The sequence below is a fragment of the Salinibacterium sp. VpJ6 genome (assembly GCF_059767345.1).
Genome location: NZ_JBSOQL010000001.1, coordinates 1,151,412 through 1,166,677, shown reverse-complemented (window position 1 = coordinate 1,166,677; position 15,266 = coordinate 1,151,412). Strand labels below are relative to the sequence as shown.

Genomic DNA, 15,266 nt, shown 5'->3' with positions numbered 1-15,266 from the left:
GCGCTCAACTTCCTAAAAACGAATCTACTTGTCCGCACAATGGAGGACAGTCCCCAGTAGTGGGGGGCAGGCCATGTCCGCACCATGGGGGACTAGAAGGGTCCGTTTGGGGGACGAAATACCCCGATTGTACGCGGATGTCGCCGGAAACGCGCGAAAGGGGTACACGCTTTGTACCCCGAAAGTCTCAGAAAAATCGGGGTACAAGGGGACAGATCTGTCTATCCTCTACCCGGTTTGACCTGAAAAATATTTTTGGATGGGGGTGGAGATTTCACCGCAGTGGCGTCTGTGACCACCGGAGAGCTGCCGATAAAGTCCAAAAGTTCAACGCCGGCGACCACTTTTGAGGGGTGCGGACCGCCGGCGAGCAGCCGCGGCATCCAGTGCAGGGGGAGGGCCGACGGAGAACCGACAAGCACGATGTTGCCAAAACGGCGACCTTTGAGAATCTGAGTCTCGGCGAGGGCGGCTACGTGGCCAACCGTGTGCTTGAGAGTCGCGGCCTGGCTGCGCGCAAAAGCGAGCCCGGGTCCGTCGGCAACGTTCACGACGACAACGCCCGCGGGTGCCAGGAGCGTCATGGCTTCCTCATAGAACTCGACACTCGTGACGTGAGCGGGAGTGCGGGCGCCGCTGAAGACGTCTACGACGAGAAGATCGACGGCTCCGCGCATCCCGGCCGGGAACTTTGCCAGCACCTCGCGAGCATCACCGTGACGAACGCGGATGGATGCCCGCTTCGACCACGGAAGCTCAGCGCGAACAAAGTCCACGAGATCCGACTCCAGCTCGACGACCTGTTGGCGTGAGCCGGGACGCGTGGCCTCGACGTAGCGGGGAAGGGTCAGGGCGCCACCGCCGAGGTGAATGGCGGTGATGGGCGCACCGGGCTCCGAAAGCTGGTCGATGACGTGGCCCATGCGCTGCACGTACTCGAAGAACAGCTGGCTCGGATCGTCCATGTTGACGTGCGATTGAGGCGTGCCGTCCACGGTGAGGGTGAAGGCGCCATCCTGCCAACGGTCAGGGGCGATCTCGGCAAAGTGGCCGCTCAATTTCAGGGTGGTGCTGGGATGCTCGGCCATGGCATTGACTTTGCCACACTCCGTGCAGACATGCAGCCGCGCTCGCGGGCGCCAGAACCGCTGAGCGGTACGGTGAAGCATGGCTGATGCGAACCGCGAACTTCCACCCCACCTCAAGGCGCAATTGAGCGCCCAGTCCTATGTGGGGCCGGCAACCTTCGGAATGCGACCGATGCTGAGCGAGCCGGAGCAGCTTGATTCGTGGCAGCCGGATGTCGCCGTCGTTGGTGCTCCCTGGGACGACAGCACCACCAACCGCCCGGGCGCTCGCTTCGGCCCGCGTGCTTTACGTGCCAGCGCCTACGACCCCGGCACGTATCACCTCGACCTCGGCGTCGAGATCTTCGACCACCTCGACGTCATCGACTACGGGGATGCCGTCACGAGTCACGGAATGTGGGAGCTATCGAAGGCGGCGATTCACGAGCGCGTCTCGCAGGTCGCCAGCCGCGGCATCGTTCCGTTCGTCATTGGTGGCGATCACTCGATCACGTGGCCGGCCGCAACGGCGGTTGCTGAGCACCACGGTTTCGGCAATGTGGTCATGATCCATTTCGATGCGCACGCCGACACCGCGAACATTCTCGAGGGCAACCTGGCCAGCCACGGAACGCCGATGCGTCGCCTCATCGAGTCGGGCGCCATTCCGGGCCCCAACTTCTTGCAGGTTGGCTTGCGCGGTTACTGGCCGGGAGAAGAAGACCAGAAGTGGATGCGCGATAACGGTCTCAAGCACTTCATGATGCAGGAGTTTTGGGAGCGCGGCGTCAAGGAGATGATCCCCGAGATTATCGCGGCGGCGAAGGCGCGAGCATCCAAGGTTTACATTTCGATCGACATCGATGTGCTCGACCCTGGCTTCGCGCCGGCAACGGGAACACCCGAGCCGGGAGGCTTCGCGCCCATTGATTTGCTACGTATCGTCCGCCAAATTGTGCTCGAAACGGATGTTGTGGGTTTCGATGTCATGGAGGTTGCGCCGGCCTATGACCACGCCGACATCACTGTAAACAACGCCCATCGGCTCATCTGGGAGGCCTTCGGGGCCATGGCCGCCAAGAAGCGGGCGGCGGGACTCACAGCAAACCCCTAGTCGAATTCTCGATTTAGGTCAAGAATCGGGTGGACACGGCGCGGCATAGCGGCTTATAGTAGATCCTTGCGCTCCCAGACAAATTAAGCAGTCATATTGCGGACAGCTGGGTGCCCCGAGTATAGCGGCGGGGTGATTCTGGTGAGCATTTCATTACCGACCGTCAATCATCTTGACAGACGAACCCGACGGGGTTCACGGAGGTTGTTCCTTGGCTGCTGCGCGCGATGCGTCCACCAATAAGTCCCCAAAGAATGGCCGCGCAGCTTCGCGGCTTTCTTTCGCTAAAATTACCGACACACTCATGGTTCCCGATCTGCTTGCATTGCAGACCGAGAGCTTTGACTGGCTCGTCGGCAACGACAGCTGGAAAACGCGTGTAACGGATGGTGTTGCCGCTGGCCGCACCGATCTGCCTACACGCAGTGGTCTCGACGAAATCTTTGAAGAGATCTCGCCGATCGAAGACCTCGGTGAGACGATGCAACTGTCGTTCACCGATCCTGAGCTCGAAGAGCCGAAGTACTCCATCGACGAGTGCAAGGAGCGCGGCAAGACTTTCGCTGCGCCTCTGTACGTCAACGCTGAGTTCATGAACCACCTCACCGGTGAGATCAAGACTCAGACCGTCTTCATGGGTGACTTCCCGCTCATGACGGCTCGCGGCACCTTCATCATCAACGGAACCGAGCGTGTTGTTGTTTCTCAGCTCGTTCGTTCGCCTGGTGTGTACTTCGACCGCCAGCCCGAGAAGCTCTCCGACAAGGACATCTACTCGGCTCGCATCATCCCGAGCCGTGGTGCTTGGCTTGAGTTCGAGATCGACAAGCGCGATCAGGTCGGCGTTCGCATCGACCGTAAGCGCAAGCAGTCGGTCACGGTCTTCCTGAAGGCCCTCGGCCTGTCCAGCGAAGAGATCCTCGAGGAGTTCAAGGGCTTCCCGTCGATCGAGGCCACCTTGGAGAAGGACAACATCCTCACTAAGGAAGAGGCGCTCAAGGACATCTACCGCAAGCTGCGTCCGGGCGAGCAGGTAGCTGCAGAAGCCGCACGCGCGCTTCTCGACAACTTCTACTTCAACTCGAAGCGTTACGACCTCGCGAAGGTTGGTCGCTACAAGATCAACCGCAAGCTTGGTCTCGACACCGACATTAAAGAGTCGGTCCTCACCGTTGAAGACATCATTGCCACCATCAAGTACATGGTGTCGCTCCACGACACCACTGCTCCCAACGTTGCGGTTAGCGACAGCGGTGCAGCCAGCATCAAGGGTGTTCGCGATGGCAAGAAGGTCGACATCCGTCTCGACGTAGACGACATCGACCACTTCGGTAACCGTCGTATCCGCGCCGTGGGTGAGCTCATCCAGAACCAGGTTCGTACCGGCCTCAGCCGTATGGAACGTGTTGTTCGCGAGCGCATGACCACGCAGGACATCGAAGCCATCACCCCGCAGACTCTGATCAACGTGCGCCCCGTCGTCGCTGCGATCAAGGAGTTCTTCGGTACGTCGCAGCTCTCGCAGTTCATGGACCAGAACAACCCGCTCGCGGGTCTGACCCACAAGCGTCGCCTTTCGGCGCTGGGCCCAGGTGGATTGAGCCGTGAGCGCGCTGGCGTTGAGGTTCGAGACGTTCACCCCTCTCACTACGGCCGTATGTGCCCGATTGAGACTCCTGAAGGCCCCAACATTGGTCTGATCGGTTCGCTCGCATCGTTCGCACGCATCAACGCATTCGGTTTCATCGAGACCCCGTACCGTCGTTTGATCGACGGCGTTGTTTCGACCACCATCGACTACCTGACTGCAAGCGATGAAGACGACTTCATCGTTGCGCAGGCAAACGCGCCTCTTACCAAGGACATGCGGTTCGCTGAGCCCCGCGTTCTTGCTCGTAAGAAGGGTGGCGAGGTTGACCTCGTTCCCGTTGAAGACATTGCCTACATGGATGTCTCGCCGCGCCAGATGGTGTCGGTAGCGACCTCGATCATCCCCTTCCTCGAGCACGACGATGCAAACCGCGCACTCATGGGTGCCAACATGCAGCGTCAAGCTGTCCCGCTGCTGCGCAGCGAGAGCCCGCTCGTGGGAACCGGTATGGAAGCCTTCGCCGCCATTGACTCTGGTGACGTTGTCACCACGCTCAAGGCTGGTGTTGTCTCTGAGGTTTCTGCAGACGTCGTTGTTGTTCAGCTCGATGAGGGCGGAACGCAGGAGTACTTCCTGCGCAAGTTCGACCGCTCCAACCAGGGCACGAGCTACAACCACCGCGTTATCGTCAGCGCCGGAGAGCGCGTCGAAGTTGGTCAGGTCATCGCTGATGGTCCCGCAACGGAGAACGGCGAGCTCGCCCTCGGAAAGAACCTCCTCGTGGCATTCATGCCGTGGGAGGGCCACAACTTCGAGGACGCGATCATCCTGAGCCAGAACCTGGTCAAGGATGACGTACTGTCGTCGATCCACATCGAAGAATACGAAGTGGATGCTCGCGACACCAAGCTCGGTAAGGAAGAGATCACGCGCGATCTGCCGAACGTTAGCCCAGAACTCTTGGCTGACCTCGACGAGCGTGGAATCATCCGCATCGGTGCAGAGGTTCGCCCCGGCGACATCCTCGTCGGCAAGGTCACGCCTAAGGGTGAGACTGAGCTTTCGGCTGAAGAGCGCTTGCTCCGTGCCATCTTCAACGAGAAGAGCCGCGAAGTTCGCGACACCTCGCTGAAGGTTCCCCACGGTGAGCAGGGCACGATCATTGCTGTCAAGGAATTCTCCGCAGACAACGATGACGAGCTTGGCTCGGGCGTTAACCAGCGTGTTGTTGTGTACATCGCCCAGAAGCGCAAGATCACCGAAGGTGACAAGCTCGCTGGTCGTCACGGCAACAAGGGTGTTATCTCCAAGATTCTGCCTGTCGAAGACATGCCGTTCTTGGCCGATGGAACCCCGGTTGACATCATCCTGAACCCCCTCGGTATCCCCGGTCGAATGAACTTCGGTCAGGTCCTCGAAACCCACCTCGGTTGGGTTGCAAAGCAGGGCTGGGAAGTTGAAGGCAAGCCGGAGTGGGCAAAGAACCTCCCGGAGGAAGCGTTCAGCGCTGCCCCCGGAACCAAGGTTGCTACCCCTGTATTCGACGGTGCGTACGAAGAGGAAATCGCGGGTCTTCTCGACTCCACGACTCCTACTCGTGACGGCGACCGCCTCATCGACCACACGGGTAAGACCCGTCTGTTCGATGGTCGTTCGGGAGAGCCGTTCCCGGCTCCCGTTTCGGTCGGTTACATGTACATCCTCAAGCTGCACCACCTCGTTGACGACAAGATCCACGCTCGTTCAACCGGTCCGTACTCCATGATTACTCAGCAGCCACTCGGTGGTAAGGCTCAGTTCGGTGGACAGCGCTTCGGTGAGATGGAAGTGTGGGCGCTCGAGGCATATGGTGCCGCATACGCACTGCAGGAGCTTCTGACGATCAAGTCGGACGACATCCTCGGTCGCGTCAAGGTATACGAAGCCATCGTTAAGGGCGAGAACATCCAGGAGCCGGGTATTCCCGAAAGCTTCAAGGTGCTCATCAAGGAAATGCAGTCGCTGTGCCTCAACGTCGAAGTTCTTTCGGCAGACGGTTCAACGGTCAACCTGCGCGACTCGGACGATGAAGCGTTCCGTGCCGCTGAAGAGTTGGGCATCAACATTTCTGCGCGGTTCGAATCCTCGTCTGTTGACGAGATCTAACCCGACCGATTACGACTGCAGAACTTTCGAAGAGAGAAGATAAATTGCTCGACGTTCACGCGTTTGATGAAATCAAAATCGGTCTCGCTACCGCCGACGACATTCGTCGCTGGTCGCACGGTGAGGTAAAAAAGCCAGAGACCATTAACTACCGCACACTCAAGCCGGAGAAAGACGGTCTGTTCGGCGAACAGATCTTCGGACCTTCGCGCGACTGGGAGTGCTCCTGTGGCAAGTACAAGCGAGTCCGCTTTAAGGGCATCGTTTGTGAGCGCTGTGGTGTTGAAGTAACCAAGTCGGCTGTGCGCCGTGAGCGCATGGGCCACATCGAGCTCGCCGCTCCGGTTACCCACATCTGGTACTTCAAGGGTGTTCCGAGCCGTCTCGGTTACCTGCTCGACATGGCACCGAAGGACCTCGAAAAGGTCATCTACTTCGCTGCATACATGATCATTTCGGTTGACGAAGAAGGCCGTCACGCTGACCTCCCCGCGCTTGAGAACGAGATCCGTCTCGAAATCAAGACGCTCGAAGGCCAGCGCGATTCCCGCATCGCCGACCGCTTGACCAAGTTCGAGGAAGACCTCGCCGCTCTTGAGGAAGAGGGTGCGAAGGCCGACCAGAAGCGCCGCGTCAAGGATGCTGCTGAGAAGGAAATGTCTCAGCTCCGTAAGTCGATCGATGAGCAGATTGCTCAGCTTGAGCGCGTGTGGGAAGACTTCCGCACCCTCAAGATCGGTGACCTGAAGCCTGAAGACTCTGTCTTCCAGGAACTGCAGGACCGTTTCGGTAGCTACTTCGAAGCATTCATGGGTGCCGAAGCGATCAAGAAGCGTCTTGAGTCCTTCGACCTCGCGCTCGAAAGCGTTGAACTGCACGACCAGATCGCTAACGGTAAGGGTCAGAAGAAGATCCGCGCCATCAAGCGCCTGCGTGTAGTCAACTCGTTCCTGCAGACCGGCAACTCGCCGGCCGCTATGGTTCTCGATGTTGTTCCGGTTATTCCTCCGGAGCTTCGCCCGATGGTTCAGTTGGATGGTGGTCGCTTCGCGACTTCCGACCTCAACGACCTCTACCGTCGTGTGATCAACCGCAACAACCGTCTGCGTCGTCTCCTTGACCTCGGTGCTCCCGAGATCATCGTCAACAACGAGAAGCGCATGCTTCAGGAAGCCGTTGACGCACTGTTCGACAACGGTCGTCGTGGCCGCCCCGTCACCGGTACTGGTAACCGTGCCCTCAAGTCCTTGAGCGACATGCTCAAGGGTAAGCAGGGTCGTTTCCGCCAGAACCTGCTCGGAAAGCGCGTTGACTACTCCGGTCGTTCGGTGATCATCGTTGGACCGCAGCTCAAGCTGCACCAGTGTGGTCTTCCCAAGCAGATGGCTCTCGAGCTGTTCAAGCCGTTTGTTATCAAGCGCTTGATCGACTTGAGCCACGCGCAGAACATCAAGAGCGCCAAGCGCATGGTTGAGCGTGCACGTCCGCAGGTGTGGGACGTACTCGAAGAGATCATTCGTGAGCGCCCCGTGCTGTTGAACCGTGCACCAACCCTGCACCGTTTGGGCATCCAGGCATTCGAACCTCAGCTCGTTGAGGGTAAGGCTATTCAGCTTCACCCCCTCGTCTGTGCTGCGTTCAACGCTGACTTCGATGGTGACCAGATGGCTGTTCACCTTCCGTTGTCGGTAGAGGCGCAGGCTGAAGCTCGTGTTCTTATGCTCGCCAGCAACAACATCCTCAAGCCGTCTGACGGTCGCCCGGTGACTCTGCCCACACAGGACATGATCATCGGTCTGCACCACCTGACCACGCTCACGGAGGGTGCTGTCGGCGAAGGCCGTGCGTTCTCGTCGGTCGCTGAAGCGATCTTCGCGTTCGACCAGCACTCGCTCGACCTCAACGCCAAGATTCGTTTGCGTCTCGACAACGTCTACCTCGCTGAGGAAGACGCTCCCGAGGGCTTCGTTCAGGGACAGTCCAAGCTCATGGAAACGACCCTTGGTCGCGCGCTCTTCAACGAGGCGCTTCCGAAGGACTACCCGTACATCGAGGCACTCGCAGACAAGGGCCAGATCTCGGCCATCGTCAACGACCTCGCTGAGCGGTACGTGAAGGTGGATGTTGCCTCGGCACTGGACGCGATCAAGGACGCTGGATTCCACTGGGCTACTCGCTCGGGTGTAACCGTTGCGCTGTCTGACATCGTGACCCCGCCGACCAAGCCGGAGATCATCGGTCGCTACGAGAAGATTGCCGCCAAGGTTCAGGGCCAGTACGAGAAGGGACTCACGACCGACGCCGAGCGTCGTCAGGAGCTCATCGAGATCTGGAACAAGGCAACCGCAGAAGTAGCGACTGCCATGCAGTCCAACTTCCGCACTGACAACAACATCAACCGCATGGTGTCGTCGGGTGCTCGTGGTAACTGGATGCAGGTTCGTCAGATCGCCGGTATGCGTGGTCTGGTATCGAACCCGAAGGGTGAGATTATCCCTCGCCCGATCGTTCACTCCTACAAGGAAGGCCTGACCGTAGCCGAGTACTTCATCTCGACTCACGGTGCTCGTAAGGGACTGGCCGACACCGCACTGCGTACTGCAGACTCCGGATACCTCACGCGTCGACTCGTTGACGTGTCGCAGGATGTCATCATTCGTGAAAACGACTGTGGCACCCGCAAGGGACTGGACATGCCCATCGCAGCGCAGAACGCTGATGGCAAGTGGATCCTCGACGACAACGTTGAGAACTCGGTCTACGCTCGCAGCCTTGCTGCGGATGCCACCAATGACAAGGGCGATGTAGTCGCCGCTGCTGGTGCAGACGTCGGAGACGTTCTGCTCGAGAAGCTCGTTGCAGCCGGTGTTCACAGCATCAAGGTTCGTTCGGTACTCACGTGTGAGTCCGCTGTTGGTGTGTGTGCAGTCTGCTACGGCCGCTCGCTCGCAACCGGTCTTCTCGTTGACATCGGTGAGGCTGTCGGAATTATCGCCGCACAGTCGATCGGTGAGCCCGGTACCCAGCTGACCATGCGTACCTTCCACACCGGTGGTGTTGCTTCGGCAGACGACATTACGCAGGGTCTTCCCCGCGTTACGGAACTCTTCGAAGCTCGTACCCCTAAGGGTGCAAGCCCCATCGCAGAAGCCGCTGGTCGCGTCACGATCGAAGACACCGACCGCAGCCGCAAGCTGATCCTCACGCCAGACAATGGCGACGAGCCCATCGCTTACCCGGTACTGCGTCGTGCAACCCTCCTCATTGAGGATGGCGAGCACGTTGAGCTCGGACAGCAGCTTCACGTCGGAAACGTTGACCCGAAGGAAGTTCTTCGTGTTCGCGGTGTCCGTGCCGTGCAGCAGCACCTCGTTGATGGTGTCCAGGGGGTTTACCGCTCGCAGGGTGTACCGATTCACGATAAGCACATTGAGGTCATCGTTCGTCAGATGCTCCGCAAGGTGACTGTTGTTGACCACGGTGACACTGGGCTCCTCCCGGGTGAGCTGGTCGACCGTTCGAAGTACAACGAGCTCAACCGCGGTGTTCTCACCGAGGGCAAGGCAACGGCATCCGCTCGTCAGGAGATCTTGGGTATCACCAAGGCTTCGCTGGCGACTGAGTCGTGGCTGTCGGCTGCGTCGTTCCAGGAGACCACCCGCGTTCTTACGCAGGCGGCCATGGAAGGCAAGTCCGACCCGCTCATGGGACTCAAGGAGAACGTCATCATCGGTAAGCTCATCCCGGCTGGTACGGGATTGGCTCGCTACCGCGATGTATCGGTCGAGGCAACGGAAGAGGCGAAAGCCGAACGTTACCCCAACCGCATCTTCGCTGATGATGCAAGCCTCACTGAGAGCGACTTGAGCTTCGTCGACTTCGACAGCTTCAGCTCGAATGACTCCACGCCGGGAACCTACAACTAAGTAGTCTCGGCATCGCCTCCGGGTGATACCACGAAGGGCCCTCGTCACTGCGACGGGGGCCCTTCGTCGTTAAGCGGAAGCGCGGCAAGGGCGGAGCGGGGTGACGCGGAGCGCGGCAAGGCGCAGCGCGGTACGGCGGCTACGGAGCCGGAATCTCGATACGCGAGTACTCTTCGTCATCCGTGACCATCGTGGCCAGCAGCGCGCGCCCAGCAGGCAGCAAGCGGATGGTGACGGAGCCGTCAGCGGTCTCGTCGAGAATGCGCACGGCAGCTTCGGTGACGGCGGAGAGAGCGCCGATGGGCAGCGGTAGCGGGTAGCGGTCGTCAAGCAGCACGACGGTGATGCCGCGGCGTCGAGCGCGTTTTACCGCCGCCACAATTTCGGGGAGGTCGAGCTGGCGCGCACGAAGGCTATCGCGCAGGCGCGCTTCAGCAATCAGGAGTTCCGCGCGGTCGTCATCCGTGAGTTCGTCACCATCAGCGATGCGCTGAAGTTGCACGCCAACGGCGGCATCGAGGCCTGCAAGCCGCCGCGAGCGTTCCGCCGTGCGAGCGAGGGCAGCAGCTTCGGCCGCGGCGCGAGCGGTCTCCACGCTGTGGATGCCGTCCAGTCGTTGGCGAGTGCGTCTCATGCCGAGAGAGAAAAGGGAGCCGACAAGCACGAACGGCGCCTGACGTGCCACGAGAAGGATTGCCTCGAGCAGCCGATCCTCGGTGGAGAGCCCCCACAGAATTACGACCCCGCCGATCGCAGCGAAGCCGAGCCACGCTAAGAGGTTTCGCCGGCGAAGGCTGAGGTAGAACATGGCGAGCGCGCCCGCGCCCACGTACCACTGAGAGAATCCACCGACCATGGCATTGTGTGACGAGATGGCGGCGACCACGACGCTCGCGACGATGACGTAGATGCTCGCTCCCACTCCGACGCGGGGTCGGGTGTCGTGAGTGAGCACGAACCAGATGCTGGCAAACAGTGCGATCGAGATGTAGACGGGAGTGGCGGACTCAACGTCATCGAGCGAGAGCAGCGCGAGAGCCGAAATCGTCACAAAGTAGATCCAGATTAATGCGTGCGCTCCGCGGCCCGTGATCTGAGGCAGGTCCAATCGTGTTCGCGGTGTTAGCTCGTGAATCATTCGGACCACCCGACCGTCACTCGAGTGCCTCGATTGGGTTCGGACCACACCGTTGCACGGGCGCAGGGGAAGGCGTTCACGCGACCCAGGATGCTCACCGCGATGCCCAGACGGTTGGCCGGAACCGATGCGGGGTCGAAGCCTTGGCCGTCGTCACTGATGGTGATCTCCACACCATCGCGCGAGAGGAGAAGGCGAACCTCCCGCGATACTGCGGCGGCGTCACTTCCGGCATGCACCACGCTATTACGCAGCGCCTCGACGGTCGCTTCGATGAGCGCGCTTGCAATCGACGAAGGCAAGGGGGCTTCACGCGAGCCTTCCACAGTGAGTTCAGCGGCATCCGTTGTTTCTGTAATGGATGACGCGAGCCCCTGCACAAAGTAGTCAACGTGGACGAGCTCGGGAACGCTCGCTGTAGCGCCGCTGAGTTCGCTGAGCCGTGCGATTGTGCGCGCGGCTTGCGCTCGGGTCGACGCCGAGTCACTGCGCCCGGCGCCGGCAGCCGCGAAGATCGTCGCGATGACCTCGTCGTGCACGAGAGCATCGAGGTGGGCCTGCTCTTCGCGGCGGGCGGTGAGCGCTGCTGCGCGCATTGATGAGCTGCGTGCGGCAGCCGCAGCGGCATCCACTTCACGACCGGCGGCCATTGCGACGGTGGCGACGGCAGTGAAAGCGGCGCAGACGGTGATCGTGAAGAAAGCGAACTGCACGGCCAGGGACACATCTGCGCCTCCGTCGGCGATGATACGGATGCGCGCGATCACGAATGATGCTGCCAGTAGATATGACCATGCAACTACCGGACGCCAAGCGATCGCGGCAGGGGTCGTGCCCAGCGCCGTGATCCCGACCACCCAGGGCGCGGATTCGGGAGGCATCGGACCATTAACGAATGCTGGCACCCAACTCAGAACGGCGACGGCGAAAATGACCGCATATGCCCCGTGCAGAATGCGAAGCTGCCGCAGTGAACTCCACGGAGACGCTGCGGCAATAATCAGTGGCGTACCGAACACGGCGATGCCGGCCACCAATTCCCAATGCGGCAGTACGTAGGCGGCTTCGTCAAAGAAAGACCCGACCGAGAGCCCCAAAAACATCATCGAGGCGGCAGCGAATACGAACGTCATCGTGCGCACGACTCCGAGTTCGGCGCCCCCTTCCACGCGAGGAGGAGCGGCTGTACTGCCCACAATCGCGCCGATGCTCATGAGTGCGGGGGAGGAAGTATGCCGTCTTCAACGGCACGCTTGTATAGATCAACTTTCGTGGCGGCCGGCCGTCCCGCCATCGCGTACTTGTGACGGATGCGACGAACATACTCGGCGACGGTGCTCGCAGAGAGACCAGCTCGGTGAGCCACCGCGACCGACTTATCGCCCGAGGCGTAGTGGGCGAGCACCTCTTGTTCCTTGGGGCTGAGCCCCGCCGCGGCAAGTTCCGGGTCGGAGTCCAACGCGGCGGCCCAGTCGGTAGTCACCACCGGGTTGCCGAGCGCTGCTTCGCGAACCGCATCAACAATCACATCGCGTGACTCTGACTTGCGCACGATCCCGAGTACGCCCGCTCGGGATGCCGCACGCACTTCGGAGGCGTTGTCCGCTGCGGTAAACACCAAGACGTTAAGGCCGCGCTCCCGCAACCAGGCGACATTCTCGTCAACCGTGCTGCCGTCCGAGAGGCGCACATCGAGAACGACCAGATCCAGTTCAGCAACGACTGCGTCAAGATCGCGCACGCTCGCCGCCGAGGAATGAACGACGAGGTCGGGGCAATGCGCTAAGAGTGACGCGAAACCGAGCTGCACAGTTTCGTGATCGTCCACGTGCCCTATGCGGTAGGTGCGTGGCAGTTCGTCGTGCGGTGTCAATCGTGTCCCCGTTCGGATCAGGGTAAGCGTATGGCCCGCATGGTTTGCAGTCACTTACGACAAATGTACCGGAACTTTCTGTCTGTCCCCCAAACGGGTGTCATTGATAGTGACGACTGCCGCGAACTCTGCCGCGGTGCGACCATCAGTAGGTCAGATGATCATCTTTCGGGGGAGAGGGCTTATGAATCGTCACGCGGTTAACGATCTCATCGACTGCTCTCTCCAGCGTTGGTACCGCCTCGTTTCGGAATGGCGACAGCCCGCTGCCGGAACCGAGGTCGGCTGCGTGGTCTGCCGTGACTCCGATTTCGCGGCCTTCGACCGCGCCGGGCACTGGCCGCACGATCTCTTCCACGCTTTTGTGGAGACTCTGGAGCTCGTAACTTTTCAGCTCGCCGTCGTGCTCCACGAAGAGCGGCACTACCGTGGTGAAGATGCGCGATCGACTCGACCGTGTTCACCCTGCCTCTCGGCCGCGCGATCCGCAGTGCAAGCCTGTGCTCACCGTCACGCCCAAGATATTTCTGATGTCATCACCGAATGTGCGTTGCCTCGATTGGCCGTATACGTCGAAAAGAACATCAATTTGGCACTCAATGCTGCGACTCGCGGCGAATGGGCTTCCTGAAACGTCCTGACTACCCCTCACAAGTGGGGCTAGTGGTGCAGATGTGAGTCGATTAGCGTTGGACTCCGCTAGGACCTTGGGGGGAGGCACGCGTGACCACACTTGCTGAAGTACTGATTCTTCGCGGAATGATGCCGATTGAGAGCATCGATTCTGTAGGAACTTCTCACACCGACGAGGAAGCACTCGTCCGAAACTTACTCGACAGCGGAACCATTTCGCCGGCACAGCTCGCTTCTGCGCGCGCCGCCCAGGCTGGAGTCCCGTTCGTTGAGCTCGTCGACTTCGCCGTCGACCACCAGGCCGTTGCTCTTGCACCTGCCGCGATTTGCCGCCGTCACGAGGTTTTGCCGATCGCGTTCAGCGAGGGATACCTCGTGTTGGCCATGGTCGATCCCGGCAACATCTTTGCCCTCGATGACATTCGTTCGGCAACGGGTCGCCAGATCCGTGTAGTCGTTGCTGAGCGCAGCGACCTCCAGACCGCACTCGACCGCTTCCACCGCGCAGACGGTGAGCTTTCCAGCCTGAGCAGCGAGCTCGAGCAAGAAGCAACAACCACGGACGTCGCTCTCGCGGCGAACAACAACGAGCCGACCGAAGACGATGCACCTATCGTTCGCTTCGTGAACCTGCTCATCAGCCAGGGCATCCAAGACAAGGCCTCGGATATTCACATCGAGCCCGGAGAGCACGACCTCGGCGTTCGATACCGCATCGACGGTGTTCTCCATGAGATGCAGCGCGCTCCTCGCCAGATTCAGAACGGTGTCATCTCGCGCCTCAAGATCATGGCTGAAATGGATATTGCTGAGCGTCGTAAGCCTCAGGATGGCCGTATCTCCGTCATCCACGGTCAGAAGAAAATCGACCTTCGTGTTGCCACGTTGCCGACCGTATACGGCGAAAAAGTCGTTATGCGTATTCTCGACAACTCGAACACGACGCTCGACCTGAGCCAGCTGTACCTGCTCGAGCACAACGCCAAGATTTACAAAGAGGCGTACACCAAGCCTTACGGCATGATCCTCGTCACCGGGCCTACGGGTTCTGGTAAGTCGACCACGCTCTACACAACCCTCAACGCTGTGGCTCGCCCGGAGATCAACGTCATTACGGTTGAAGACCCGGTGGAGTACCGCATGGCGGGAATCAACCAGGTTCAAGTCAACCCGAAGGCCGGACTCACGTTCGCGAGCGCGCTGCGTTCAATTCTGCGATCTGACCCGGATGTCGTTCTGATTGGTGAGATCCGAGACCAGGAAACGGCGCAGATTGCGATCGAAGCCGCGCTTACTGGCCACCTCGTGTTGAGCACCCTGCACACCAACGACGCTCCTGCCGCCATCACGCGACTGATCGAGATGGACATCGAGCCCTTCTTGGTCGGTTCGGCTATTGACTGCGTTGTGGCTCAACGACTTGCGCGTCGCCTCTGCGACCGCTGCAAGCAGCCTGCGACGCACAATCCGCAGGATCTCGTTAACTTGAAGGTTGGCTTCAACCCAGAAGGTCCGATGCCGCCTCTCTACGCACCCGTCGGGTGCACCGTGTGTTCCAAGACGGGATACCGCGGTCGAATTGCACTGCACGAAGTTATGGCAGTGACTGAAGAGATTGAACGTCTCGCTGTTGCACGCTCCTCGAGCGCGGAAATCAGCCGAGTCGCCGTTGCGCAGGGAATGCGCACGCTGCGCATGGACGGGTGGGCGAAAGCTCAACTCGGCTTGACGTCAGTCGAAGAGATTTTGCGCGTCGTCGCATAAGACGAAGTATCTGGG

General features: G+C 60.1%; 9 protein-coding genes. 5 read left to right on the top strand and 4 right to left on the bottom strand.

All coding sequences use genetic code 11. The annotated features are described in order from the left end of the window. Nucleotides 1–221: 221 nt before the first annotated feature. A complete protein-coding gene (locus ACWTV1_RS05740; protein WP_498504451.1) occupies nucleotides 222–1,088 on the bottom strand; it encodes a spermidine synthase in 867 nt (288 codons plus the stop codon). Nucleotides 1,089–1,167: 79 nt separating this feature from the next. On the opposite strand from ACWTV1_RS05740, the gene speB reads away from it, so the two are divergent. From speB to ACWTV1_RS05725, 3 genes are all read left to right on the top strand, one after another. Further along, nucleotides 1,168–2,181, top strand: a complete 1,014-nt coding sequence (gene speB / locus ACWTV1_RS05735) for an agmatinase (protein ID WP_498504450.1) — start codon at nucleotides 1,168–1,170, stop codon at nucleotides 2,179–2,181. A 211-nt stretch (nucleotides 2,182–2,392) separates the two neighbouring features. Continuing rightward, nucleotides 2,393–5,917: a DNA-directed RNA polymerase subunit beta gene (gene rpoB / locus ACWTV1_RS05730; protein WP_498504449.1), complete on the top strand. Its 3,525-nt coding sequence runs from the start codon at nucleotides 2,393–2,395 to the stop codon at nucleotides 5,915–5,917. 44 nt (nucleotides 5,918–5,961) lie between these two features. Next, nucleotides 5,962–9,843, top strand: a complete 3,882-nt coding sequence (locus ACWTV1_RS05725; RefSeq protein ID WP_498504448.1) for a DNA-directed RNA polymerase subunit beta' — start codon at nucleotides 5,962–5,964, stop codon at nucleotides 9,841–9,843. 139 nt (nucleotides 9,844–9,982) lie between these two features. On the opposite strand, the gene ACWTV1_RS05720 is transcribed toward ACWTV1_RS05725, so the two are convergent. Genes ACWTV1_RS05720 through ACWTV1_RS05710 form a run of 3 tightly spaced genes read right to left on the bottom strand, consistent with a single transcriptional unit; the run spans nucleotide 9,983 to nucleotide 12,809 of the window. Beyond that, nucleotides 9,983–10,981 carry a DUF8320 family protein gene (locus ACWTV1_RS05720; RefSeq protein ID WP_498504447.1) on the bottom strand — a complete coding sequence of 333 codons (999 nt, stop codon included), beginning with the start codon at nucleotides 10,979–10,981 and terminating at the stop codon, nucleotides 9,983–9,985. Beyond that, nucleotides 10,978–12,195, bottom strand: a complete 1,218-nt coding sequence (locus tag ACWTV1_RS05715) for a sensor histidine kinase (RefSeq protein WP_498504446.1) — start codon at nucleotides 12,193–12,195, stop codon at nucleotides 10,978–10,980. The genes ACWTV1_RS05720 and ACWTV1_RS05715 overlap by 4 nt, the downstream gene beginning before the upstream one ends. Then, nucleotides 12,192–12,809: a response regulator gene (locus ACWTV1_RS05710; protein ID WP_498504445.1), complete on the bottom strand. Its 618-nt coding sequence runs from the start codon at nucleotides 12,807–12,809 to the stop codon at nucleotides 12,192–12,194. The genes ACWTV1_RS05715 and ACWTV1_RS05710 overlap by 4 nt, the downstream gene beginning before the upstream one ends. Before the next feature lie 229 nt (nucleotides 12,810–13,038). On the opposite strand from ACWTV1_RS05710, the gene ACWTV1_RS05705 reads away from it, so the two are divergent. Further along, nucleotides 13,039–13,485, top strand: a complete 447-nt coding sequence (locus ACWTV1_RS05705; RefSeq protein WP_498504444.1) for a hypothetical protein — start codon at nucleotides 13,039–13,041, stop codon at nucleotides 13,483–13,485. Between the two features lie 92 nt (nucleotides 13,486–13,577). After that, nucleotides 13,578–15,251 carry a GspE/PulE family protein gene (locus tag ACWTV1_RS05700; protein WP_498504443.1) on the top strand — a complete coding sequence of 558 codons (1,674 nt, stop codon included), beginning with the start codon at nucleotides 13,578–13,580 and terminating at the stop codon, nucleotides 15,249–15,251. The last annotated feature ends 15 nt before the right edge of the window (nucleotides 15,252–15,266 follow it).

Coding starts and splice junctions, on each gene's coding strand:
- ACWTV1_RS05715 (WP_498504446.1), bottom strand. CDS start 12,195: ATGAGCATCGGCGCGATTGTGGGCAGTACAGCCGCTCCTCCTCGCGTG.
- speB (WP_498504450.1), top strand. CDS start 1,168: ATGGCTGATGCGAACCGCGAACTTCCACCCCACCTCAAGGCGCAATTG.
- ACWTV1_RS05720 (WP_498504447.1), bottom strand. CDS start 10,981: ATGATTCACGAGCTAACACCGCGAACACGATTGGACCTGCCTCAGATC.
- ACWTV1_RS05705 (WP_498504444.1), top strand. CDS start 13,039: ATGAATCGTCACGCGGTTAACGATCTCATCGACTGCTCTCTCCAGCGT.
- ACWTV1_RS05740 (WP_498504451.1), bottom strand. CDS start 1,088: ATGGCCGAGCATCCCAGCACCACCCTGAAATTGAGCGGCCACTTTGCC.